The sequence below is a fragment of the Hamadaea tsunoensis DSM 44101 genome (assembly GCF_000428945.1).
GTDB lineage: Bacteria > Actinomycetota > Actinomycetes > Mycobacteriales > Micromonosporaceae > Hamadaea > Hamadaea tsunoensis.
The window spans coordinates 49,266-73,841 of sequence record NZ_AUAX01000036.1 but is presented as its reverse complement, the minus strand read 5'-3'; the positions used below and the strand labels follow the sequence as shown (position 1 = coordinate 73,841).

The 24,576-nt window shown below is 69.3% G+C and carries 20 protein-coding genes; 10 read left to right on the top strand and 10 right to left on the bottom strand.

The annotated features are described in order from the left end of the window. Positions 1-83 precede the first annotated feature (83 nt). Positions 84-779 (top strand): VOC family protein, encoded by a 696-nt coding sequence (locus tag G401_RS50480; RefSeq protein ID WP_051367596.1) that lies wholly within the window; start codon positions 84-86, stop codon positions 777-779. Here G401_RS50480 and G401_RS0134910 read toward each other — a convergent pair. Next, positions 773-3,211, bottom strand: coding sequence for a phosphocholine-specific phospholipase C (locus tag G401_RS0134910; RefSeq protein WP_034594025.1), 2,439 nt, complete (start codon positions 3,209-3,211; stop codon positions 773-775). The two genes, G401_RS50480 and G401_RS0134910, sit on opposite strands and share 7 nt — an antisense overlap. A 218-nt stretch (positions 3,212-3,429) precedes the next feature. On the opposite strand from G401_RS0134910, the gene G401_RS0134905 reads away from it, so the two are divergent. Then, positions 3,430-4,731, top strand: a complete 1,302-nt coding sequence (locus G401_RS0134905) for an ATP-grasp domain-containing protein (RefSeq protein WP_084557960.1) — start codon at positions 3,430-3,432, stop codon at positions 4,729-4,731. Positions 4,732-4,816: 85 nt separating this feature from the next. Beyond that, positions 4,817-5,353 carry a DUF5709 domain-containing protein gene (locus G401_RS0134900; protein ID WP_027346149.1) on the top strand — a complete coding sequence of 179 codons (537 nt, stop codon included), beginning with the start codon at positions 4,817-4,819 and terminating at the stop codon, positions 5,351-5,353. A gap of 8 nt (positions 5,354-5,361) precedes the next feature. On the opposite strand, the gene G401_RS0134895 is transcribed toward G401_RS0134900, so the two are convergent. Continuing rightward, positions 5,362-6,015: an FMN-dependent NADH-azoreductase gene (locus G401_RS0134895; RefSeq protein ID WP_027346148.1), complete on the bottom strand. Its 654-nt coding sequence runs from the start codon at positions 6,013-6,015 to the stop codon at positions 5,362-5,364. Between the two features lie 41 nt (positions 6,016-6,056). On the opposite strand from G401_RS0134895, the gene G401_RS0134890 reads away from it, so the two are divergent. Then, entirely contained in the window at positions 6,057-6,692 is a 636-nt protein-coding gene (locus G401_RS0134890; RefSeq protein ID WP_051367595.1) for a TetR/AcrR family transcriptional regulator, read from the top strand. Here the strand turns inward: G401_RS0134890 and G401_RS0134885 are convergent. Together G401_RS0134885 and G401_RS0134880 are read right to left on the bottom strand one after the other, a co-directional pair. After that, positions 6,665-7,534, bottom strand: a complete 870-nt coding sequence (locus tag G401_RS0134885) for a DUF72 domain-containing protein (protein ID WP_027346146.1) — start codon at positions 7,532-7,534, stop codon at positions 6,665-6,667. The two genes, G401_RS0134890 and G401_RS0134885, sit on opposite strands and share 28 nt — an antisense overlap. Positions 7,535-7,554: 20 nt before the next feature. Beyond that, positions 7,555-8,064: a GrpB family protein gene (locus G401_RS0134880; RefSeq protein ID WP_027346145.1), complete on the bottom strand. Its 510-nt coding sequence runs from the start codon at positions 8,062-8,064 to the stop codon at positions 7,555-7,557. Positions 8,065-8,185: 121 nt separating this feature from the next. Here G401_RS0134880 and G401_RS0134875 point away from each other — a divergent pair, with 121 nt between their 5' ends. Together G401_RS0134875 and G401_RS0134870 are read left to right on the top strand one after the other, a co-directional pair. Continuing rightward, complete coding sequence (locus G401_RS0134875) at positions 8,186-8,752, top strand: HD domain-containing protein (RefSeq protein ID WP_051367593.1); 567 nt, start codon at positions 8,186-8,188, stop codon at positions 8,750-8,752. A gap of 19 nt (positions 8,753-8,771) precedes the next feature. Beyond that, the gene (locus G401_RS0134870; RefSeq protein WP_027346143.1) at positions 8,772-10,577 is read left to right on the top strand and encodes a glycoside hydrolase family 15 protein; all 1,806 of its coding nucleotides are present in this window, start codon (positions 8,772-8,774) and stop codon (positions 10,575-10,577) included. Here G401_RS0134870 and G401_RS50475 read toward each other — a convergent pair. Further along, positions 10,516-10,935: a heavy metal-binding domain-containing protein gene (locus tag G401_RS50475; protein ID WP_084557959.1), complete on the bottom strand. Its 420-nt coding sequence runs from the start codon at positions 10,933-10,935 to the stop codon at positions 10,516-10,518. The genes G401_RS0134870 and G401_RS50475 overlap by 62 nt on opposite strands. A 145-nt stretch (positions 10,936-11,080) precedes the next feature. On the opposite strand from G401_RS50475, the gene G401_RS50470 reads away from it, so the two are divergent. The 3 genes from G401_RS50470 to G401_RS50465 all read left to right on the top strand — a co-directional run bounded on the left by G401_RS50470 (position 11,081) and on the right by G401_RS50465 (position 15,431). Continuing rightward, positions 11,081-11,875 carry a rhomboid family intramembrane serine protease gene (locus tag G401_RS50470; RefSeq protein ID WP_051367613.1) on the top strand — a complete coding sequence of 265 codons (795 nt, stop codon included), beginning with the start codon at positions 11,081-11,083 and terminating at the stop codon, positions 11,873-11,875. A gap of 1,642 nt (positions 11,876-13,517) precedes the next feature. Beyond that, the gene (locus G401_RS0134855; protein WP_157546697.1) at positions 13,518-14,705 is read left to right on the top strand and encodes a DUF2207 domain-containing protein; all 1,188 of its coding nucleotides are present in this window, start codon (positions 13,518-13,520) and stop codon (positions 14,703-14,705) included. Positions 14,706-14,801: 96 nt separating this feature from the next. Continuing rightward, a complete protein-coding gene (locus tag G401_RS50465) occupies positions 14,802-15,431 on the top strand; it encodes a hypothetical protein (RefSeq protein WP_034594024.1) in 630 nt (209 codons plus the stop codon). A gap of 16 nt (positions 15,432-15,447) precedes the next feature. Here G401_RS50465 and G401_RS0134845 read toward each other — a convergent pair whose 3' ends face one another. The 5 genes from G401_RS0134845 to G401_RS0134825 form a co-directional block, all read right to left on the bottom strand. Further along, the gene (locus tag G401_RS0134845) at positions 15,448-16,458 is read right to left on the bottom strand and encodes a LacI family DNA-binding transcriptional regulator (RefSeq protein WP_322787770.1); all 1,011 of its coding nucleotides are present in this window, start codon (positions 16,456-16,458) and stop codon (positions 15,448-15,450) included. A gap of 25 nt (positions 16,459-16,483) precedes the next feature. After that, positions 16,484-17,494, bottom strand: coding sequence for an ABC transporter permease (locus tag G401_RS50460; protein WP_051367585.1), 1,011 nt, complete (start codon positions 17,492-17,494; stop codon positions 16,484-16,486). Next, positions 17,491-18,453, bottom strand: coding sequence for an ABC transporter permease (locus G401_RS0134835; RefSeq protein ID WP_027346140.1), 963 nt, complete (start codon positions 18,451-18,453; stop codon positions 17,491-17,493). The genes G401_RS50460 and G401_RS0134835 overlap by 4 nt, the downstream gene beginning before the upstream one ends. Further along, positions 18,446-19,975, bottom strand: a complete 1,530-nt coding sequence (locus tag G401_RS0134830) for a sugar ABC transporter ATP-binding protein (protein ID WP_027346139.1) — start codon at positions 19,973-19,975, stop codon at positions 18,446-18,448. Before G401_RS0134830 ends, G401_RS0134835 begins: the two co-directional genes overlap by 8 nt. A 95-nt stretch (positions 19,976-20,070) precedes the next feature. Beyond that, positions 20,071-21,144, bottom strand: a complete 1,074-nt coding sequence (locus G401_RS0134825) for an ABC transporter substrate-binding protein (protein ID WP_027346138.1) — start codon at positions 21,142-21,144, stop codon at positions 20,071-20,073. A gap of 227 nt (positions 21,145-21,371) precedes the next feature. Here G401_RS0134825 and G401_RS58040 point away from each other — a divergent pair, with 227 nt between their 5' ends. Continuing rightward, positions 21,372-24,137, top strand: a complete 2,766-nt coding sequence (locus G401_RS58040) for a glycoside hydrolase family 2 (RefSeq protein ID WP_034594022.1) — start codon at positions 21,372-21,374, stop codon at positions 24,135-24,137. Positions 24,138-24,576 lie beyond the last annotated feature (439 nt).

Genomic DNA, 24,576 nt, shown 5'->3' with positions numbered 1-24,576 from the left:
GGTGGCTACTTTCTCGCGGGTTTTGTGATCTTCAAGATCTGGGGTGAACCGGATCTGTCAGACCGGCCGGGCAGGATGGCGGCATGACGGATGTTCTGAGCAGGCGGGCCGCCTCGGACGCGGTGGCCGGCATCGGGTGGCGGTACATGCTGGGCCGCCTTCATACGGCCGTGCCGGTGAAGTCCCTGGCCGAAGCCGCCGCCGCGGCTCCGGTGGCCATCGAGGCCGCCGGGCCCACGGTGCTCGGGATCGACCTGCGCGCCGATCGGGCATTGATCACCTTGGGCGACTGGGCCGTGGGTGTGACCACCGCCGAGACCGAGGCGGCCGCGCGGATCACGACCGCCCTCGCCCGGCTCGGGCTCACGACCGAAGGCGTGGGCGATCCCCGGGGCGTGCAGGAGTTGGAGATCGCGATCGACGCGCTGGACATCGAGGCGGTGCGGCCGTTCTGGGCGGCGGCGCTCGCGTATGTGCCGCATCCGGCCGGGGACGGGTCGCTCGCCGATCCGTTCGGACAGGGTCCGCCGGTCTGGTTCCAGCAGATGGACGCGCCACGCCCGCAGCGCAACCGGATCCATTTCGACATCAACGTGCCGCACGACGAGGCCGCCGAGCGGATGGCCGCGATCGAGGCGGCCGGGGGCACGCTGGTCTACGGCGACGAAGCTCCCCTCTTCTGGGTCTACGCCGACCCCGAGGGCAACGAGGTCTGCATCTGCACCTGGCAGGGGCGCGATGCGGTCTCACCCCTGCCAGGCGCGCGACAGGATCAGTAACCGAGCGCGGTGACCTCGGCCGCCGACGTCCACTGGCCGCGGCCGCCCGCCTCGGTGAGCGCCCGGAGGCGTACGTAGCGGGCGGTCCGGCCGGTCCACGTGACCTGCTGGGCGGCGGCCGAGTCCGGGAACGTGCCCGTGGCGACGGCCGTGCCCCACGTGCTGCCGTCCGCCGACAGGTAGATCTCGTACTGCCCGACGCGGCCGTTCGCACCGCCGTCCTGCCGGGGCGTGTAGCCCAGTCCGGTCACCGTCTTCGACGCGCCGAGGTCGAGCTGGATCTCGTGCGGCAGGGCGGCGGTGGCGGCGTACCACTGGGTGTGCCAGATCGTCGAGGAAGAGCCGTCGACCGCGTTGACCGCCGCACCGTTCTCGCCCTGCGTCTCCTGGCTGTCGTAGTACCTCACCGTCGCGGGCAGGGCGCCCGGCGTGGTCGTGGTGGCGCCCAGCGACGGATCCGAGGTGCTCGCCGCGCCGGTCTCCAGGTGGCCGGCGAATCGGCGTACGAAGCCGTCGGTGGTGTTCGCCGTCGCGGTCAGGTCGTACCAGTTGTTCGCGCCGGTGACCGTCCAGTAGTCCTCGACCGTCGCGCCCGCGCCGACGGAGTAGGTCCACGGGCCGTCGGTCCGGTAGCGGTTGGCGGTGATCGTGACCGTGCACGCCGCGCCGCCGCTGTTCTTCATCGTCAGGTAGACCCTTCCCTCGGCCGTCGAGTAGCGCAGCGTCACTTCCGGATTCGCGTTGCCCGCCGTCGTCGCGGTCACCCGGTTGCCCGCGAACCGGCGCAGGAAACCGTTGGGGCTGTGGACGTTCAGGTCGTACGCGCCGGTCGGCGTACCGGCCTGCCAGTAGTCCGACAGCGTCTTGCCCGCCTCGACCGTGTACCGCCAGGGTCCGTCGGTGCGGTACTTGTTCGCGTAGACGTAGAAGTGCGCTCCCGCCGTGCCGGTGTTCGCGAAGTCGATCCAGAAGTTGTCGCTCGCGACCCGCCCGGACGCGGTCAGGGTGTAGGGCAGGGCACGGGCGGGACGCGTACCCGATTCCTGCGTGGGCCGGCTCTGGGTGGCCGGCGCGGTAGGCGCGGGCAGCGTGGAGCACTGGGTGTCGGACTGCGCGGGGTAGCCGCTGGTGTCGGGCAGGCTCGGCCACGCGGTGTTCGGGGTGGTGAAGTCGAGCGCGGAGGTGAGGTCACCGCAGACCGCCCGCCGCCATGCGCTGATGTTCGGCTCCTGTACGCCGAACCGCTTCTCCAGGAACCGGATGACGGAGGTGTGGTCGAACAGTTCGGAGCAGACGAATCCGCCCCGCGAGAACGGCGACACGATCACCATCGGTACGCGATGCCCCAGCCCCATCGGCGTCGTGCCGGAGAACTCGCCGGTGGTGGACACTGTGGACTGTCCCTGGCTGGTGGAGTTCGGGGCGGCCGGCGGCGGCATGTGGTCGAAGAAGCCGTCGTTCTCGTCGTAGTTGAGGATGAAGACGGTCTTCGCCCACACCGCGGGGTTGGCGGCCAGCTTCGCCAGCAGCCGGGCGCAGAGGTCCTGGCCCTTCGCGGGCGGCCACGCGGGGTGCTCGGAGAGGAAGTCCGCCGCGACGATCCAGGAGACCTGCGGGAGCGTACCGGCGGCGATGTCGTTGCCGAAGGCGGCCACCATGTCGCTCTGCTTCACCATGCCCCGGTCGTAGAGCGGCTGGCCGGCCTTGGCGCTCCTGAAGTTCTTGAACCACGCCAACGCGTTGTCGTCGTAGTTGTTGTTCTCCTGGTACACCTTCCACGTGATCCCGGCCGCCTGCAGGCGCTCGGCGTACGTGGTCCAGGTGAAGCCGGCCGACGGGACGGTGTTGGTGGTCGTGCCGTTGGCCGTGCCGCTGAACAGGTAGAGCCGGTTCGGGTTGGTCGGGCCCATCACCGAGCAGAAGTTGTTGTCGCACACCGTGAACGCGTCGGCCAGGGCATAGTAGAAGCCCATGTCCGCGCGGGTGAAGTAGCCCATCGTCTCGGCGCCCATGTGGTTGACCCACTGGTCGTGCTTGCCCGCGTTCCACACCGTGTGCAGGCCGGAGAAGCTGTGGTCGAGGTCGGCCGCGCAGGCCCCGCTCGTCGTCGTGGTGTTCATCCGCCACGGCAGCCGGGTCCCCGTTCCGGACGGCTGCTGGAACACGGAGTTGCCGTTGGTCTGCGCGACGGCCGTCGGGTCGCCGAACCCGCGTACGCCTTTCAGCGTACCGAAGTAGTGGTCGAACGACCGGTTCTCCTGCATGAAGACGACGACGTGCTCGACGTCGGCGATGGTGCCCGAACCTGCCTCCACTGTGGAGGATGCGGCCAGCAGGTCGCGGACGACCGCGGGCAGGGTCGCCGCCGCCGCGGTTCCGGCCGTGACGCCCGCCGCGCCGAGCAGCTGCCGCCGGTTGAGAGGTGGTGCCATGGGAGCTCTCCGTCCTGGATGATCAGCGGATTCGAGCCGGAGCATGGCGATTCTGGGCGTACCGCTGATGAACTAGGCATTGATGCTCATAAACATTAAGCGAACCTTCGGCGGACCCCGTGCCGGGTAGGTCGTTCATCTAATGTTCACCTTGCGTTTGCTGTTAATACATCTGCCGATGCCGGTCATCAGAGTCCGGATGCCTCACAGTTCCGATCATGAGTTGGGATCTACACGACTACCGCCTCGTGACCGCGAGCGCGTACCCCGGGATGATGGCTCCGCTCACGGAGCACGCTTCATGCATCTGTGTTCTCGCGGGCGACGCCGACCGGCAGCTCGCGGGTGGTCCGGTGGCTTCACTGTCACTGGAGGCGCTCGACGGCGTCCGGCGCCGGTGGCGCTTCGGCGACGTCGCGCGGCTGGCCGACTTCGTCCCCAAGGTGCTCGCCGAGGCACCCGCCGACGACCGGCCGCTGCTGCTCATCCCGCCCCGCGCCAGCTGTGCCTGGGAGAACGCGGCCGCGTCCTGGCCGGCCGACGTCAGCCTGGCGGCCAGCCCGACCCGGATCGTCGAACCGATCGCCGAAGACAAGATCTTCGTACGCCACGAACTCGACCGGCTCGGCGTACCGGTGCCGGAGGCGATGGTGCTCAAGGCCGCCGACGTGGACTTCGGCACCATCTCGCGCCGCCTCGGTACGCCGTTCGTCCTCCAGTCGCCCAACGGCGCCGGCGGCCAGGGCACCTACCTGATCCGGGCAGCGGCCGACCTGGACGCCGCGCTCGTCCGGCAGCCGCACGTCGAGGGCTGGCTGGCGTCCCGGTTCAGCGGCGAGACCACGATCAACGTGGCCGGCGTCGTGCACGCCGACGGTACGCAGCTGCTGCCCGTGTCCGTCCAGGCCAGCGGGATCACCGAACTCGGCTTCGGCTTCGGCGGCTACTGCGGCAGCGAATTCATCGCGGACGGCGTACCGGCGGGGGTGGTGGCGCAGGCGTACCGGCACGCCGCCGTGATCGGCGAATGGCTGCGCGGCCGCGGCCACCGGGGCCTGTACGGCGTGGACATCGCCGTCGAGGGCCACGACCTCGCCGCGCTGGAGGTGAACCCGCGGATCCAGGGCTCGTCCTGGCTGCTCAGCCGGGCTCAGCAGCGCCAGGGCCGGACCGCCTGCCTGGAGAGCCACGTGCAGGCGCTGCTCGGCCGGCCGCTCGGCGTCCAGGGTGACGCCGCCGCCCCCGAGGAGCTGGACCGGCCCGGCAACCACCTCATCGTCCGGTGGCAGCACCCCGCCGCCGTCGTACGCGACGTCCCCGTGGCCCTGTCGACCGCGAACGTCACCGTGACGGCCCTGCCCGCCGTCGGCGTGACGCTGCTGCCCGGCGCGATCCTCGGCCGGCTGGAGTCCGAGCACGGCCTGGCGACGCCGGACGGCCACGGCCTCACCGAGCGGGCCCGCGGCGTGGTGGACGCCCTCCTGGCCGGAATCGGGACCGAACCGGCCCCCGCCCGGTAACGTCAGTCTTGTTCGATCTCCGCGGCGTCTTCGATCTCCGGGGCGCCGCCGTTTCGGAGATCACCGACGCGGGTAGGGCGGGACGATGAGCGAGAGCTGGCCGGGGCCCAGCCCCGAGGACGAGGGCATCCCCGAGACCGCGGACGACACGTCGTCGGCGTACGACCGGGGCGGGCGTCCGCGTTTCGACGAACCGTCCGTCGCCCTGCCCGCCGACGACCCCTACGAACTGCCCGAGGAGGAGGTCGGCCCCGACGAGGAGGCCGACCTCACCGAACTGTCCGACGAGGAGGCGGCCGAGCAGGACGCCGACTACTACGCCGAGCAGCAGTCCGGCCTCATCCCCGACGACGGCGCGCAGGACCCCGAGCTCGCGGAGTTCGACCCGGACGCGCAGAGCACCTTCACCGACGCCGGTTACGAGGAGCCCGACCTGGCCCGCTCCCGCGGCGAGGCCAGCTACTACGACCAGCGCGAGGCGGGCGCGCCGGCCGGGCGCCTGTTCGACCCGGGCGACGACGGCGTCGAGGACTCCGAGGCCGAGGCGTACGCGGAGGACTCCGGCGAGGTCGAAGGCCTGAGCGCCGAGGAGTCCGCCATGCACATCGTCGACGAACCCTGACCGGCCTTCTAGAAGAACTCCGCACCGATCCGGGCAGCCCGCGCATGAGCGGCTTCCCGGCCGGCGTCCGCGTGTCGGGTCACCAGATTGGGGCGGAAGCGTACCTCCGCGACCTCCTTGACGCCGGCCCAGCGCAGCCAGTCCGCGAACGGCGCCGTCTGGAAATCGGCGCCGTACGCGAGCCCGCGGTCCTCCCCGTACACGGCGCTCGTGTAGACCACCGCCGCCTTGCGGCCCTCGACCAGTCCGGTGTAGCCGATCTCCGGATCGAAGTCGAACACCATGCCCGGCTGGCTCACGACGTCGATGAACTGCTTGAGGATGTAGGGCACGCCCGCATTCCACATGGGAACGCTGAACAGGTACGCGTCCGCCGCCACGAACCGTTCGTACGCGGAGCGCACCCCTTGCCACACGGCGGTCTGCTCGGGCGTGAGCGGCACGCCGCCGAAGATCGCCATCTTGGCGGCCGCCGCGACGGGCCCGAACTCGGGCAGCGTGCCGTCCCACAGATCCCAGTGCTCGACCTCGCGATCCGCCCCGGATCGGTCCGCCCCGGATCGACCGGGCGCTTCCAGGAATGCCGAGGTCAGCGTCGAGGCGATCGCCAGCGACTCGGACGCCGCCCCGCGTGGCGACGCGGAGATGTGCAGAAGCTTCATCGGTGTTTCCCTTCACCGCAGTAGTGGACTACAGTCCGCTTATGCCGTCGACAGTACCGGACCACGGTCCGTTTCCACAACAAGAGCTGCTGGCTGTGCGTACGCCGGAAGTGAAGGAGCGCGCCGACGCGGCCCGGAACCGGAACGCGGTGCTGGCCGCCGCGGCGCGCCTGTTCAGCGAGAAGGGCGTCGACGGCGTCTCGATGGACGCGGTGGCCGCGGCCGCGGGGGTCGGCAAGGGGACGCTGTTCCGGCGGTTCACCGACCGGGCGGGGCTGGCCATGGCCCTGCTGGACGAGCGGGAGCGGGAGTTGCAGGAGAAGATCCTGCGCGGGCCGGCCCCCCTCGGCCCGGACGCCGAACCGCGCGCCCGGCTGCGCGCGTTCGCGGCCGCCTACCTGGACTACGTACGCGCGCACGCCGACCTGGTACGCCTCTCCGAGACCGGCACCCCGGGCGCCCGCTACCGGATCGGGGCGTACGCCTTCTGGCACCTGCACGTGAAACTGCTGCTGGCGCACCGCGAGGACGCCGAGGCGGACGCGCATACGCTGCTGGCCGCGCTGGCCGCCGAGCACGTGATCGCGATGACCGACCGCATCGGTGCCGACCGGCTGGCGGCGAGCCTGGCCGGGATGATCGACGGGCTCTACGGCGCGAGCAGGTCGACGAGCTGACGGGCGTTGCGCTGGGCGAAGTCGTCCCGGCAGTTGTTCATGAGCACGTGCGTACGCTCGGCCTGCCCGGCCAGCTCCCGCAGCTTCGGCGCCCAGTTCTTCAGCTCGCGCTCGCTGTAGAGGTAGCCGAACTTCTCGTGGATGTCCTTGCTGGTCCACTTGTCGCTGTGACCGTGGAAGCGCACCACGGCCAGTCCGGCGGTCGCGGCCAGCACCGGCGGGATCGACGACTTGTGGCCCTGCGGCATGTCCACGCACACCATCGGCAGCCGGTGCTCCCGCAGGAACTCCAGCGTCTCGTCCTTGTTCTCCTCATGGAACCAGGACTCGTGCCGGAACTCGATCGCGACCGGCAGCGGATCGCAGCGCTGGGCCACCTCCAGCAGGTACTGCTTGTTCGAGCGGCGGATCGTGAACCAGGGCGGGAACTGGAACAGGATCGCGCCCAGCTTCTGCGCCTCGACCAGCGGCCCGAGCGAGGACAGGAACCGCTCCCACACCTGGTCACGGGTCGCGTCCGGCAGGTCGTCCGGGTAGACGTTGCTCTTGTCCGTCGCCGGCCGCAGATCCTTGTAGAGCGCGGCCACCCGGGTCGGATGCCCGGTCAGCAGGCTGAAAGCCTTGATGTTGAAGGTGAAGCCGGGCGGCGTACGCTCCGCCCACAACCGGACGGTCGCCTCCGCGGGGGGCGAGTAGTACGTCGAGTCGACCTCCACCAGCGGGAACTGCCCCGCGTAGAACGCCAGCCGCTTCTCCGGGGTGTTCGCGTCCGCCGGGTACCACCCCGAGGCGAGCAGGGTCTTGTCGGTCCACGACGCGGTCCCCACCTCGATCCCACCCACCCCTCGACCATAAGGGCGGATCAGCGCCGTCGCAGCTCGATCCCCGCGTCCCGCAGCACGCTCACCACGAAGTCGCGCTTCCCCTCGGTGTACGCGGAAACGTCGACCTCCGATGCGGCCAGGCCGGACTTGAGCGCGGCGTACGTCGCGGCGAGCCCGGGATCACGGCGCAGGGCGTCCCGGAACGCCAGCCGCTCCCGCCACAGCGGGCTGCCCGGCTCGGTGAGGTGCACGTGATGCGTACGCACCCCGCCGACGTCCCGATGGAACCAGAGCGCATCCGGCCGATGGTCGTCGTGGGCGTACCCGAGGGCGGCCATGGGCCCGAGGGCGGCGTCCGCCGTCGCCAGGTCGCGTACGCCGCACAGGATGTCGATGATCGGCTTGGCCGCCAGCCCCGGCACGGAGGTCGACCCGATGTGCTCGATCCCCGCCTTGTCGAGCCACGGCCCGAGGGCCGCCGCCAGCCGCTCCCGCTCGGCGGCGAACTGCCCTGCCCACGCCTCGTCGTACCCCGCCACCTCGATCACGAGCCGACGCTACCCGCCCTCGGGTGGGAGGCTGGGGGTTGGGTGAACTGTGGTGGAACGATCAGCGAACTCCAGCTCAGCGCCTGCGGAAACGGCGGGCGGGAGATCTAGCGTTGGCAGCATGTCCCCGCTCACGGCACCGGCCGCCACGCCCGCGACGCTGACCGCGACCGCCGCGGCGCTCGCCGCCGAGGTGCTGCGCGACCTGCCCGGCCGGCTCCGGCACTCGGCCGGCGTGGCGCGGCGGGCCCGGGACCTGAGTACCACCGTCGCGCCAGCCGACCGCGACCTGCTGGTCGCCGCCGCGTGGCTGCACGACGTCGGGTACGGCGCGGACGCGTACGAGACCGGTTTCCACGCGCTCGACGGCGCCCGGTACCTCCGCCGCAACGGCTGGCCGGCCCGGTTGTGCGCGCTGGTCGCGTACCACTCGGGGGCGAAGTTCGCCGCTCCCGCGCACGGGGTCACGCTCGCCGGCTTCACCGAGGAGCGCTCCCCCGTCGCCGACGCGCTCACCTACGCCGACCAGACCACGGACCCCGCCGGGCGTACCGTCACGCTCCAGGCGCGGATGGCCGAGATGCTGTCCCGGCACGGCGTGAGCTCGGTGCAGGCCGACATCCAGCCGGTACGCGAGCCCCACCTGCGGGCGATCGAGGAGCGGGTCACGGCGCGTCTTACCGCGTAGTCTGGGGTAGAACTGCCTTATGGCACTGCCTCTCGAGGAGTACGCCCTCATCGGCGACACGCGTACGGCCGCCCTGATCGGGCGGGACGGCTCGATCGACTGGCTGTGCCTGCCGCGGTTCGATTCCGACGCCTGCTTCGCCGCCCTGCTGGGCCGCCCGAAGCACGGACGCTGGCTCGTCGCGCCGCACGGTGTCCGCAAGACGAGCCAGCGCTACCGCGCGGACAGCCTCGTCCTGGAGACGGAGTTCCACACCGACGGCGGCGTCGTCAAGGTCGTCGACTGCATGCCGATCGGCGGCAACGCGGTCGACGTGATCCGCCGCGTCGAGGGCGTCTCCGGCCGCGTACGCATGCAGTCCGAACTGCGGCTGCGCTTCGACTTCGGGCGTACCGAGCCGTGGCTGCGCCAGGAGGAGGGCGTCTCGGTCGCCATCGCCGGGCCGAGCACGGTCTACCTCACGGGTCCGATGCAGATCGCCGAGTCCGGCCTGATGCGGGCCGACTTCGTCGTCGAGGCCGGGGAGTCCGTCGACTTCCACCTCGCCTGGGGACCGGCCGGGACCGGCTTCCTGCCGTTCGAGGACCTCGCCGAGGCGATCGAGGAGACCGACGCGTACTGGCGGGCGTGGGCGTCGCGGTGCGCGTACGAGGGCGAGTACCGGGAGGCCGTCGTCCGCTCCCTGCTGACCCTGAAGGCCCTCACGTACGCGCCCACCGGCGGCATCGTGGCCGCCCCGACGACCAGCCTGCCCGAGCAGTTGGGCGGCGTACGCAACTGGGACTACCGCTTCTGCTGGGTACGCGACGCGACCTTCACCCTGCTGGCCTTCCTGGACGCCGGGTACACCGAGGAGGCGTTCGCGTGGCGGGAGTGGCTGCTGCGGGCGGTGGCGGGCCGGCCGGAGCAGATGCAGATCATGTACGGCATCGACGGCCAGCGGCGGCTGAGCGAGGTGACCGTCGGCTGGCTGCCCGGCTACGAGAACTCCACCCCCGTACGCCTCGGCAACGCGGCGTCGGAGCAGTTCCAGCTCGACATCTACGGCGAGCTGATGGACACCCTGTTCCACGCGGTCGAGCACGGTGTCGCCCCCACCGACGACGCGTGGCACCTGCAACGGGAGTTGATGGAGTTCGTCGAGAAGCACTGGGACGACCCCGACGAGGGCATCTGGGAGGTACGCGGCCCCCGCCGGGACTTCACCCACTCGAAGGTCATGGCCTGGGTGGCCGTCGACCGCGCGATCCGCGCGGTCGAACGGTCCCACCTGGACGGTCCGGTCGAGCGCTGGCGCCGCCTGCGCGACCAGATCTTCGACGAGGTCTGCGCCAAGGGCTTCAACACCGAGCTGAACAGCTTCACCCAGTACTACGGCGGCAAGGATCTCGACGCCGCCCTGTTACTGATCCCCGCGGTCGGCTTCCTGCCGCCCGACGACCCCCGCGTCCTCGGCACGATCGCCGCGATCGAGCGCGAACTCGTCCGCGACGGCTTCGTCCTGCGCTACAGCCAGCACGACGCCGCCCAGGACGTCGACGGCCTGCCGCCCGGCGAAGGAGCGTTCCTGCCGTGCGCGTTCTGGCTCGCGGACGCGTACATCCTGCGGGGAGACCTGGAACGCGGCCGTGACATCTTCGAACGGCTGCTGGCCCTGCGCAACGACGTGGGCCTGCTCTCCGAGGAGTACGACGTGGCGCGCGGGCGCCTGGTGGGAAACTTCCCGCAGGCGCTGACGCACCTGCAGATCGTGGCTACGGCGTTCAGCCTGGCTGCAGCGCACGGCCCGACGCAGCAGCGCTCACAGCGACGACACCACCGCTGACGCGCCCGGCCGCCGAGGGCACCGCCCAGACCGCCGTCCCGTACGCGCAGACCTCGTTCCACGTCTCGCTGACCAGACGGTGATCGAACCGCATGCCGATGATGGCGTTCGCGCCCATCTCGAAGGCACGGCGCATCAGGTCCTCGACCGCGTCCCGCCGGCTCTGGTACATGATCTTGATCTTGACTTCGGCCGGGGCGCTGGCACCGGTACGCAGCGACTTGAGGCCCTCCCGGAAGCCGACGCTGGAGTGCGGTGACACCCCGACGACTTCGCCGATCACATTGATGATCCGATGACCGGGGATGCTCTCGGTCGTCACGACCAACACCCCGGCACCCGGTCTGCCATGTGTCATGCAGATCAGGTTACCCGCCTCTGAACTGCGAAAACGTGCCGATCTCGGAGCCTACCAAGATCTCTGGTCGGGCGCGCCGCGTTCGCGGGATCCGCCGCCCTCGCGGGGGATGCCGGAATCGTGGCGATGAGGCAGAGTGATGCGCGTGGTGATTCCGATCTATGACGTCAACCCGGTACGCCGCCGCCCGTGGGTGACGTACACGCTGATCGGCACCAATGTGGTCTTTCTCCTGCTGACCCCGCTGTTCACCCAGGTGGGCGCCGGTCAGGAGAGCGTCGCGGACATCTGCCGGCAGGCGGCGTTCTTCCAGCACTTCGCCGTCATCCCGCACGAACTCGTCACCAATCACCAGCTGCCCCTGGTCGCCACTGGCGGCGTCACCCCCGACGGCACCGCCTGCCTCATCGGCCCGGCCGGCTACACCAAGATCCCGGCGCTGTCGGTCCTCATCGCGATGTTCCTGCACGGCGGCTGGCTGCACCTGCTCGGCAACATGCTGTTCCTCTGGGTCTTCGGCAACAACATCGAGGACCGCCTCGGCCACCTCGGCTACCTGCTCTTCTACCTCGTCACCGGGTACGCGGCCGCGTACGGCTTCGCGCTCGCCAACGCCGGCAGCGTCGAGCCGCTCGTCGGGGCGTCGGGGGCCATCTCCGGAGTGCTCGGGGCGTACCTCGTGCTGTATCCGAAGGTTCGCGTGTGGAGCCTCGTGCCGATCCTCTTCTTCATCCCGTTGCGACTGCCGGCCTGGCTCGTCCTCGGCATGTGGTTCATCCTGCAGTGGGTCTACTCGTCCGGACTCGCGGTCGCCGAGGGAGGCGAGGTCGCGTACCTGGCCCACGTCATCGGCTTCGTACTCGGCGCGGTGGTGGCGCTCCCCTTCCGCAACCGAACCCCGCGCCGGGAACAAGACCGCTTCAACATCAAGACCGCTTGACGGCTTTGGTCGCGGGTTCGGGATTCACCCCTCCTCCTGGTTCACCTCTGCCCTTGGCCTTTGTCGCGACTGTCCGACTTGTGCGCGAGGCCGTCCGGCGATCTTGCGCAAATGTCGCGCGTCGGCCTTGATCATGTAACTCGTATATGTCGAAATGCGCTCACAGCAACATATATGCGCGACACGATCACGGCCTGGCGATCACCTTCGACATGTACGCGCGACACGATCACGGCCGAGTGAAGCGATCGCCAGCGCGACGGATCGCCCACACATGCAGCCAAGGCTGGACATTCGCGCAAAACCGTCGAAGGCCTCGGAGAGCGCCGCCACGCCTCTTGGCGGTCGAGGTCGCCGTTTCGGGTCGGCTCGCTTGGCCTTTGTCGCGACCGTCCGATATGGAGGGGTGGGCGGGCCGGACGGCCGGTGATCGTTTGCGGCTGGAATGTAGTTTTAGGCCTGCTCTCTCGATCCATTGCGGCTGGGATGTAGCCGATGCCGGCATGCCGCGTCTGGCCCGCTTTGGATCTTGAGCGAGGGCCGCGTATTACATCCCGGCCGCTGTGGATCACCCCAATGCCGGCCCGTCATCGGCTATAGCCCGTGATGCGGAATCGATCTTCCGCCAGGTGAACCACGATCACCGATTTCTTGATCGTTTACGGCCGAGGTGCACTTTCGGCCCTGGCCTACATGATCAATTACGGTCCAGGTGTACCCAGGGCCGGTCACAGCGCACCAGAACCGTAATCGATCATGCAATCGACGCCCGTTTTCACACCCCACCCGTAAACGATCAACCCCACCGGCCACCACCGCCTACCGCCGGACACCCATATCGGACAGTCGCGACAAAGGCCGGGGTAAGGGATGAAGCGGTGAGCGAAGCGCGGTGAAGGATGCTTCGCCCCACTCACCTGACAGTGGAGGCCCCCAGGGCCAGAACGGTCTCCCGCGCGAGGAGCGGAGGTGAGATCGACGAACCCGGGACATAAATTTGGCTCTCCGGTTGCCTGTGTGGGTGATCCGTCGGGGCCGACAACTTCGTCCCCACCCGCGACACGATCACCTTGATCAAGTACCGCTATAACGGCATCGCGACGCCGATTTCCTTGATCAAATACCGTCATTACGGCGGGCGGGCCCTCCTTTGCCGAATAGACGGTACTTGATCAAGGCTATCTGCCGCGTCCCGCCGTAATGGCGGTAAATGATCACTCGGGACAGTGATCGCCCCATCAGACGTGAAGGCATGATCAAGTTCCCAAATCCTGCAGAAAACAGGCCGAATCCGCAGCTCCAGGGAACTTGATCACGCCACAGAGATCCACTACTACAGCATCCGGGTACTGGATCGAGGCCCAGCGACGCCCCGACCCATGAGAGAGCCACCCCGGACGCGTCGGACAGCCTCCATACCGGACAGCCGCGACAAAGCCCAGGCCCGGTCCAGGCCACCTGCGATGATCCGACGCGATGGATCGCTCCCCCCGCATCAGGACCCGGCCAACGACCAGGCCGGCATCGCTCGCCGCGATCCTGACCCACACGATCACCGAAGGGACATACCCACACATGCAGACGGAGGGCCATAAATTTGATCTTGATTTTCCGGGTGGAAGCGCACAGCTACTCTGCGATCGTGATCGATGAGAGTCCCGCCGTCGTGGCGCTGTTGACGCAGCCGCCGCGACGTCTGGTGGTCGCGGCGGCGTACGCGACGATGCTCGATCTCGCCGCCCGCGGGAAGATCATTGTGGACGAACGCGTGGGGACCGTCAGCCCGCCGGCGGCGCATCCGGCCGATCTCAGCCCGGTCGAGCGGCATGTCTTCGACACCGTGACCGCCCGCGACCGGGCCGGCTCCGGGCCCGCTCCGATCGACGGGATCGATCTCGGGTCGGACCGGCAGGCGAAGGCGTGGCGTGAGCGGCTGGTCGAGCTCGTCCACGCCGAGGGTCGGCAGCGCGGGCTCGTCGCGCCCCGGATCACCGGCGGCGTCAGGGCGCTCGTCTGGCTACTGTTCCTCGGCTTCTGGGCGGCCGTGTTCCTCTACCTGTGGCGGATCGGCCATCCCGGCGTGATCTCGCTGTTGATCCTGGTGACGCTCGGGACCGCGCAGCCGTTGACGCGGATGAAGCGGCTCGTCCCCCGGGGCCGGGGAGTAGAGGTGGCCGCGACGGCCCGGCGACTGGAAAGGCCCGCCCAGGCGCGGATCGTTCCCGGTGACCGGCGGCTCGCGTACGCGGTCGCGGCCGGGGTCGCCGTGCCGGGTCTTGCCCCCGCCCCGTTCACGGAGTCGGCCGGGAGCAGGACGCCGGCCTGGTCGAACCGGGGCGGCACCTGGCATCGGGTCGAGGTGTCCGAGGGGCGCGGGATCATGTTCGGTTCGAGTCCGGGCGTCGCACTCTGGTCGCTGCCGGGCGCGATCGTCTTCTTCGGAGGGTGGCTCCTGACCCTCGGCCTCATCAGCGCGGATCTGCTCGACGGGCAGGCGCATGCGCTGTGGGCGTACCCGGCGACGCTGGCGGGGTGGGCGATCTGGCTCGTGGTCGGCGGCTTCGTCACCAGGATCGTCTACCAGGGGCTCTACGACCTGACCCACCCCGTACGCGTCCTCGCCGGGCCGGTGGTGCGCATCGAGTCCAGCGAGTCCGACGACTCGGCGAGTTATCGCGTGGCCGTCGACGAGGGCGGCCCGAAGGCCATCCTCTACAACGTCGACCAGCAACTGCACGACAGGCTGCGCAAGGACATGTGGCTACGGCTCGAAGTGACCCCGAAGTTCGGCCACGTCCGCACCGCCGAGATCGTCCCCGCACCAGAGTGAGTCGGAGACGTTAGGCGCCAGCCGGCCGCTGATCGAGTCGCCGTGTCCACCGGTCGTTCAATGTGGAACCGATCCGCAACTTCTTAGCATCGTTGCGTGAAGCACATCTTTGGCGTACTCGCCGCCGTGCTGGCCGGGTTGGCCGCTATCGCGCAGATAGCCATGTTCTTTCTCCCCAAGGGGTGGGAGACGATCCGGACACGGCACCTCTCGCGGTCATCCCCGTCGCTCCCGAGCGGGGTGACCGATCAACCGGCCGCCACGGTCCCACGTTCGCCGATGCCGCCGTCAGCTTGGCAAGCTTCAGCTCCCTCGCCTCGCAGAATCCTCCTGATGTGCTTCGGCATCAGTTTCTCCGTCTTCTTCATCGCCTACCGCCCGTCAGAGGCCGCGAAGATGTTCCAAGCCATCGGCGGGACGGTCCTCGATCTACGGACCAGTCTTGGCACGCTCATCGCGCTCTTGCTCTTGGCCCTCGCCATGAGTCGACGACCGGGTGACTTTCCCGGTTGGGTGCGGCCGTGGATGCAGGCGCTGAGCAGCCGACGCCGCTCAGCCCCTGCGATCTTCTGGTTGAAGGCAGCCGCGCTTGTCTTCGGCGGTCTCGTAATCTGTTTCCAGTTCGCCGTTGCCGATCAGTTAGTGACAATGATGGCCATCGGACTAGCCGATGCCGTCGACGGATTCGTCGCCTTCACCGCGGATCTCACCGGTACACAGATGTGAGTCGGTACCTGCCCGATCATCGGCGGCGGCCCAGCGTGCTTTCCCGTGTCACGAGCCGGAACGGCGAAGCCACGTCCCGCGGGGCGTCCACCGCCTTGCCTTCGACCCGGTCGACCAGCGAGCGTACGGCGAGGCGGCCGATGTGCTCCTTGTCCGGGGCGATCGTGGTGAGCGTCGGGTTGCTGAACCGGCCCTCCTCGACGTCGTCGAAGCCGATCACGGCCACGTCCTCCGGGATGCGCAGGCCCGCCTCGGTGATCGCGCGCATCGCCCCGATCGCGATGAGGTCGTTGTACGCGAACACCGCGTCCGGCGGTTCGGGCAGCGCCAGCAGCGTACGCATGGCGGTGAGACCGTCGGCCCGGCCGAACTGGGTGGCGGTGGCGACGAGCGACGGGTCGACGGGCAGGCCGGCCGTGGCCAGCGCTTCCCGGTACCCCGACAGGCGCAGGTGGGCCGGCTGCCGGTTGACGTCCTCGTGCGCGCCGACGAACGCGATCCGGCGCCGGTCGAGCGACACGAGGTGCTGCACGGCGGCGTGGCTCGCGGCGAGGTTGTCGATCGCGATGTGGTCGTGCGGCACGTCGAAGACGCTCTCGCCGATGAGCACCAGCGGCAGGTCGCTGCTGCGGCCGAGGATGTCGCCGCGGGTGATCTGCACCGGGCTGAGGATGATGCCGTCGATGATCTGCTCGCGGAACCCCTCGGCGAGGGTCAGCTCGGTGTCCCGGTCGCCGTCGGTGTAGTCGATGAGCAGGGTGTAGCCGAGGTTGCGCGCCTCGCGGATGGCGAACCCCGCCAGCTCCGCGAAGTAGGGGTTGTTCAGCTCCGGGATGGCCAGGGCGATCACCCCGGTACGCCCCCGGCGCAGGTGCCGCGCGCTGAGGTTGGGCGTGTACCCCAGCTCGTCGATCGCCTGCTGTACGCGTTCCCGCGTGGCCTCGCCGACCGGGCGGTAGCCGTTGACCACATTGGACACCGTGGCCAGCGACACTCCGGCGTGCTTGGCGATGTCCTTCAGACTCACGCCCACCGAACGGTAACCCCCATCTTCATCGCAACCGCCGAGCCTTGCTGAGATACGTCTGCGCGACCACCACGACGACGAGGAACGCGCCGCTGACGACCGACTGCACCGACGAGGTCAGCGAGCCGATCTGGTTGATCACGTTCTGGATGACACCGAGCAGGAGAACGCCGCAGACCGTGCCGCTGATCCCCCCGGCCCCGCCGACGAGCAGCGTGCCGCCGATGACGACCGCCGCGATCGCGTTCAGCTCGTCCCCCACCCCGATGATGGTCACACCGCTGCCCGTCCAGGCCGCGTTGAGCACGCCGGCGAGGCCCGCGAGCAGGCCGCAGAGCGTATACGTGAGGATCTTGATGCGCGCGACCGGCAGGCCCATCAGGGCGGCGGCGTCCTCGTTGCCGCCCACCGCGAAGAGCGCCTGGCCGTACTTGGTGCGCTGGAGCAGGACCGCCGCGAGCACCGCGAGCAGCACCGCCGCGTACACCGGGTAGGAGATTCCGAAGAGCTTGCCCTGCGCGAGCCGCACGAAGCCGTCGCCGGCCGGGAAGAGGTAGGTCTTCGAGCCCTCGGTGGTGACGGCGAGCAGCAGGCCGCGGGCGCCGAGCAGGCCGGCGAGCGTGACGATGAACGGCGCCATGCCGGTCTTCGCGATGATCGTGCCCTGGACCAGCCCGAACACCGCGCAGACGGCGAGCGGCAGTCCGATCGCGGCCACCGGTCCCCACTGGCTGGCGTAGGCGGCGAGCACGCCGCCGAGCGCGAAGACCGAGCCCACCGACAGGTCGATGCCGCCGCTCACGATCACGAACGTCATGCCCAGCGCGATGATGACCGGGTAGAACGAGTGCACCGCGATGCCCGCGAGATTGTCGCCGTTCGAGAACGTCGGCCAGATCAGCGAGGCCGCGATCACCACCACCGCCAGCACCGCGAGCGCGCCGTGCCGCTGCGCGAGGCCCGCGAACCGCTCGCTGTTCAGTTCTCTTTTCACCGGTACGCCGGGAGCCGCGCCCGGAACGGTCAGTTCGCTCATCGGGTCCTCCGTTCGCGCGCGACGTAGACGGCGACCAGGATGATGACCGCCTGCACCATCTGGGCCGTCGAGTCGGGCAGGTCGTGCTTGATCAGGGTGGCCCGGACAAGCTGCATGACGAGCGCGCCGGCGACCGTGCCGAGGACGCGTACCTTGCCGCCGGACAGGGGGGTGCCGCCGACGACGACCGCGGTGATGGCCGACAGCTCCATCAGGTTGCCGATCGCCGACGGGTCGCTGGCCCGCAGCCGCGCCGTCGCGAGGACGCCGGCCAGCCCGGCCAGCACCCCGCACAGCACGTAGGTCACGATGAGCACCCGGCGTACGGGCAGGCCGGCGAGTCCGGCCGCCGCGCGGTTGCCGCCGATCGCGACCAGTTGCCGCCCGTAGGTCGTCCGCCGGACGAGCAGGCCGGTCAGCAGGGCCAGGACGGCGGCGATCCAGACCACGACGGGCAGCCCGGCGACGTCGTTCGTGCCCAGCGCGATCAGGTCGGCGTTGTGCACCTGCTTCAGCTGGCCGCCCGCGATGACCAGGGCGATGCCGCGCCCGGCCACCAGCAGCGCCAGCGTCGCGACGATGGGCTGCAGGCCCACCACGGCGACGAGTGTTCCGTTGACCAGCCCGGCGGCGAGCCCGATGAGCAGCGACATGATGATCGCCGGCCAGAGTCCGAAGCCGAGATAGAGCGGGATGACGGCCGCGGCGAGCGCCATGACCGAGCCCACCGACAGGTCGACGCCCTCGGTGCCGATGACCAGCGCCATCCCCAGAGCGACGATGATGACCGGGGCAACCTGGACAAGCTGCGTACGCATGTTGCCCATGTCGACGAAGTTACGCGTGAACAAGGCGTTGTACGCGAGCAGCACGACGACCGCGGCGTACACGCCGTAGTTCTGGACGTATCGCGCGAGTTGCCGCCTGTCCCAGCCGGGCCGGGCCGCGAGCTCACTCATCGGGCTCTCCTTCGTGGGCGGCCAGGGTCGCCATGATCGCGTGTTCCGAGACGTCGTCGCCGGCCAGTTCGCCGACGACAGCGCCCGCCCGCAAGACGACCACGCGGTCCGCCCCCTCGACAAGCTCCTCCAGGTCGGAGGAGATCAGCACGACGGCCAGGCCCTCACCGGCCAGTTCGTCGACGAGCGCCTGCACCTCGGCCTTGGCGCCGACGTCGATGCCGCGGGTCGGCTCGTCGAGCAGCAGCAGTTTCGGGTGCAGGCACAGCCAGCGGGCCAGCAGCACCTTCTGCTGGTTGCCGCCGGACAGCTCGGAGACGCGCTGCTCGGGGCTGGAAGCCTTGATACGCAAGCGCTTCATGAAGGTCTCGACGATCCGGTCCTGCCTGGCCCGGCTCACCACGCCGGCCGTCGTCAGCCGGGGCAGCGCGGCGAGGACGATGTTCTCGCGGACGGACAGGCCGGGAATGATGCCCTCGGCCTTGCGGTCCTCCGGCAGCATCGCGACACCGGCCCGGATCGCCTTCTTCGGGGAGTTGCGGCGCAACCGCTTCCCCGCGATCGTCACGGCGCCGGAGTCCACCGGCAGCGCGCCGACGACCGCCTTGGCCGTCTCCGACCGGCCGGCGCCGAGCAGCCCGCCGAGGCCGACGACCTCGCCCGGCTTCACGTCGAACGAGATGCCGTGCAGGACGTGGCGCTTGGTCAGGCCGTCGGCCACGAGGACCGGCTCCGTCGCGGCCGCGTCGCCGTGGCCGGTGAAGCCGGTGACGCCCTCTCGGCGTACCTGGGCGAGGTCGCGGCCCAGCATGTGCGAGATCAGGGTCAGCCGGTCGAGGTCCGCGATCCGTCCGGTGTGGACGACGCGGCCGTCGCGCAGCACGGTCACGTTGCTGCACAACTGGTACAGCTCGTCGAGGCGGTGGCTCACGTAGAGGATGGCGATGCCGCGCGCGCTGAGCTCGCGTACCACCCGGAAGAGGGTCTCGACCTCGCGCGGCTCCAGGGACGAGGTCGGCTCGTCCATGATGAGCACCTTCGCGTCGGTCGCGACCGCACGGCTCAGGGCCACCATCTGCTGCGCGCCCAGGCCGATCGTCCGCAGCGGCCGGGTCACGTCGGCGTCGATGTTGAACCGGGCGAGCGCCTCGGCCGCCTCGCGGTTCATCCGGCCGGTGTCGATGAGGCCTATCCGCGTACGCGGTTCCCGGCCGAGGAAGAGGTTGCGGGCCACGCTCATCAGCGGGATGAGGTTGACCTCCTGGTAGATCGTGCTGATCCCGGCGGTCTGGGCGTCCAGCGGCCGGGCGAAGGTCACCGGCTGCCCCGCGTACGCGATCTCGCCCGCGTCCGCCTGGTAGACGCCGGTGAGGATCTTGATCAGGGTGGACTTGCCGGCGCCGTTCTCGCCGACCAGCGCGTGCACCTCGCCGGGCGCGAGCGAGAGGCTCACCCGGTCCAGCGCGAGGACGCCGGGGAACCTCTTGACCACGTCGCGCGCCGCGATCACGGGCTCTGTCATCGAGTCTCCTGTCGGTGGGACTTCTGTCCACGGTGGGGCCGGCGGGCCCGGAAGGGTCGGTTGGGGCCCGCCGGCCGGCTGAGCGTGGCCGGGCGTCAGTACGCGCTCGCCACCGAGTCCTTCGCGTTCGTCGAGTCGTACGCGCGGTCCGAGATGATCACGTTCTCCTGGATCCCCGTGCCGCCGTAGAAGCTGGTGGCGGTCTGGAAGGCCAGCGGGCCGAAGCGCGGGTTGGATTCGATCACGGCGTTGATGGTGCCGTCCACGATCGCCTGCACCGCGTTGCGCGTACCGTCGATGGAGACGATCTTGACGTCCTTGCCGGGCTTCTTGCCGGCGGTCGTCAGCGCCGTGACGGCACCGAGCGCCATCTCGTCGTTCTCCGCGTACACCGCGGTGATGTCCGGGTTGGAGGAGATCAGCTGCTCCATGACCTGCTGACCCTTGTCCCGGGCGAACTCGCCGGTCTGCTGGGCCACGATCGAGAGGCCCGGCGCCTTCGCCTTGAGCTCGTCGACGAAGCCGCTCGTCCGGTCAGTAGTAACGTTATTTCCGGATGAACCCAGCAGAATCGCCACCTTGCCGGTGCCGCCGGTCGCCGTGATCATGGCGTCGGCGGCCCGCTTGCCCTGCTCGACGAAGTTCGAGCCGAGGAAGGCGAGGTAGTCCTTGCAGGACGTGGCGTTGATCTTGCGGTCGATGGTCAGCACCGGCACGTGCTTGGCCGCCGCGGCCTGCAGCGCCGGCTCCAGGCCGTCGCTGTTCAGCGGGGCGACGATGAGGAACTGCGCGCCCTGGGCGAGCATGTCCTGTATGTCGCTGATCTGCTTGGTGAGCTGCGAGTTCGCGTTCGTCGTCAGCAGCTTCTTCACGCCGATCTTGGCGGCCTCGTCCTTGATGGACTGCGTCTCGGCGATGCGGAAGGGGTTCGCCTCCTTCTCCGACTGGGAGAAGCCGACGATCGCGTTCTTCAGGTCCAGCGGCGCGGCACCGTACTGCGTCAGCGTGCAGCCGGCGCCCGACGGCGAGGCGGAGGCGACGACCTGCTCACCGCCGCTCGCGGAGGTCGACGGGGAGGCGCCGTCCTCGGACTTGGTGCACCCCGCGAGCAGGGCGGCACCCAGCAGCATGACGGCCGAACCGGCCATGACTCGGGACTTTTCCAGCATTTCGAATCTCCTCTGGCGCAAAGGATGGGAGCGATACGAAAGCAGACGTCCGGGGCTCTCCGACATCCGGTAGGACATCGAGCCCTGGAAATTGATACAGGTATTGCGGGGAGCTCGGCGCAAGCTCTATAACGTTATACAGCCCGGTTCACATGTCGACAAGATTTCGTGACCGCGACGTTATGAAGCCTCCGGACATCCGTCTCCCACCTCTCAGGAGCAGCCCGATGAGACTGGTACGCAACCGAAGTCGACTCACCGCCGCAGTGATTTCCCTGGTCACGGCAGTATCAACCGTCCTGATCGGAGGATCGGCCGCCCGCGCGGCGTACGTGCCGAAGACGCCGCCGCTGTCCACGCCCTGGACCAGCCAGGTGTCCACCACGAACCCGCTGCCCGAGTACCCGCGACCGCAGCTCACCCGGCCCGACTGGCAGAGCCTCAACGGACAGTGGCAGTTCGCCCATGCCACCTCGATCAGCAGCCCGCCCACCGGCCAGACGCTCGGCGAGACGATCCTCGTCCCGTACCCGGTCGAATCGGCCCTCTCCGGGATCATGCGCCACGAGAACTACATGTGGTACCGGCGTACGTTCACCGTCCCGAGTGGATGGTCGGGGCGTCGCGTCCAGCTGAACTTCGGCGCGGTGACCTGGCAGGCCGCGGTCTGGGTGAACGGCGTCTCCGTCGGCGGCCACACCGGCGGCTACGACTCGTTCAGCCTCGACGTCACCGGCGCGCTGAACGGCGGGACCAACGAGATCATCGTCGGGGTCTACTCCCCTGTGGACGCCGCCGGCATACCGCTCGGCAAGCAGCGGCTCAATCCGAGCGGGATCTTCTACACCGCGTCCTCCGGCATCTGGCAGAGCGTCTGGCTGGAACCGACGCCGGCCGCCCACGTCACCCGGCTCGACACCACCCCGGACGTCGTCGCCGGTCAGCTCGACCTCGTCCCGCAGGTCAGCGGGTCGGCGCAGGGCGTCCTCGCCGAGGTGCTGAGCAACGGCGCCGTCGTCGGCAGCGCCACCGGCACACCGGGTACGCACATCCGCGTACCGGTGCCGAACGCGCGGCTGTGGAGTCCCGACGACCCGTTCCTCTACGACCTGCGGGTCACGTTGACCGGGACCGGCGGCGGCGACGTCGTCGGCGGCTACTTCGGCATGCGTTCGATCGCCAAGGCGGTGGTCAACGGCTTCCTGCGACCGGTGCTCAACGGCAGGTTCGTCTTCCAGATCGGTACGCTCGACCAGGGCTACTGGCCGGACGGCATCTACACCGCCCCGACGGACACCGCGCTCGCGTTCGACCTGCAACAGCAGAAGGCCCTCGGTTTCAACACCGTACGCAAGCACATCAAGGTCGAACCGGCCCGCTGGTACTACTGGGCGGACAAGCTGGGCCTGCTCGTGTGGCAGGACATGCCGGCGATGCGTACCGGGGTGAATCCGTCCACTGCGGACCGGACGAATTTCGAGAGCGAGCTGCACCGGATGGTCGACCAGCTCCGCGGAATCACCTCGATCGTGCAATGGCAGCCCTTCAACGAGGGCTGGGGCGAGTACGACTCCGCCCGGATCGCCGATCTGGTGAAGAGCTGGGACCCGACCCGTCTGGTGGACAACAACTCCGGCTCGAACTGCTGCGGCAGCGACGGCGGCAACGGCGACACGATCGACGACCACATCTACGTCGGCCCAGGCCAGACCCAGCTGCCCACGGCCACCCGGGTCGCGCAGCTGGGCGAGTTCGGCGGGCTCGGCCTCATCGTCGCCGGGCACGAATGGCAGCCGGGCGCCGGATTCGGCTACGAGATGGAACCGGACTCCGCCACCCTCACCAAGCGGTATGCCGAAGTCACCGACACATTGCAGGGACTCGTCTTCTCGCGGGGCCTGTCGGCGTCCATCTACACCGAACCCACCGACGTCGAGAATGAGCGCAACGGCTTCTACACCTACGACCGCCAGGTCCTGAAGATGGACGCCGCCCAGGTACGCGCGGCGAACCTCGGCGTACAGGCCGCGGCCGGGGGGCTTCGGCCGAACACGCTCATCTCGCTCGGCGCCACCACGTCCTGCTGCACCGACCGGTATCTCCGGCAGAACCCGCTCGGCGTCACGGTTCCCGTATCGTCCACAAGCGACACGGCGACCAAGCAGGACAGCACGTTCTGGCTGCGCGCCGGCCTCGCCGACTCGGCGTGCTACTCCTTCGAGTCGCGGGACTATCCCGGGCAGTACCTGCGGCACTCCAATTACCGGCTGCAGCGGGCGACCAACGACGGCACGTCCCTCTTCGCCAACGACGCCACGTTCTGTGCGCGTACCGGGCACACGGCGCTGGGCGTCTCGTTCGAGTCGAAGAACTTCCCCGGGCGCTTCATCCGCCACTACAACAGCGAGGTCTACATCGCCGCGAACGGCGGGACGAACACCTTCGACTCCGCCACCTCCTGGGCGGCCGACACCACGTGGCAGGTCGCCTCGCCCTGGTGGCGCAGCGCGGCGACGCTCTCCACCGGATCGGCGGTCTCGCTGCAGGCGGTGACGCCCTGCTGCACGACCCGCTACGTCCGCCACTCCGGCAGCCTGGGCTACACCGAGGTCGTCACCGCCGCCAGCGACGCGACCCTCAAGGCCGACGCCACCTGGATCGTCCGTGCGGGCCTCGCCGACTCGTCCTGCTACTCCTTGGAGTCGCGCAACTTCCCCGGGCAGTACCTACGTCATTCGCAGTTCCGCCTGCGCATCGACGCCTCCGACGGCACCACGACGTTCGCGCAGGACGCCACCTTCTGCGCCCAGCCCGGCCGCTACACCGGGGCGGACGTGACCCTGACCTCCTACAACATCGCGACGCGGGCGATCCGGCACTACGCGTCGGAGGTCTGGATCGCGGCCGAGGGCGGCCCGAACCCGCCCTACGACTCGGCGACCAGCTACCCCGCCGACGTCACCTGGCACATCGCCGCCCCCTGGTCCCCGTAACCCCTCCCCCTCCCCCCTCCTTCCTTCCCCTTCCTCCGCGATCTTGCGCGAATGTTCGGGCTATTCGGGCATTCCGGTCAGATTTTGAGGCATTCGCGCAAGATCGTCAGGGGCAGGGCGCGGGGCGGAGCCCGGGGCGCGGGGGCGCGGCGCGGGGGCGCGGGGATATGGGGCGGGCTGCGGGTTTGTGGGGGTCTGGGTTGTCGGCGGCGGAGGGGCCACGGTGTTCGCGTCTGGTCTCGGCTCGTCGGGCCGGGTCGCGGTTCGTCGCGGGCGGCCACCTCGTGATCAAGTGCCCGGAATCCGTAATAGTGGATCTCCATTGCTTGATCAAGTTCCGTGGATCTGCTGAATCGGCCCGTTTTCGACAGCATCAGGGAGCTTGATCAAGCTTTCGCTCCGCCGCGATCGGGCCGGCCGTCGAGTCGCCCCCTCGGCC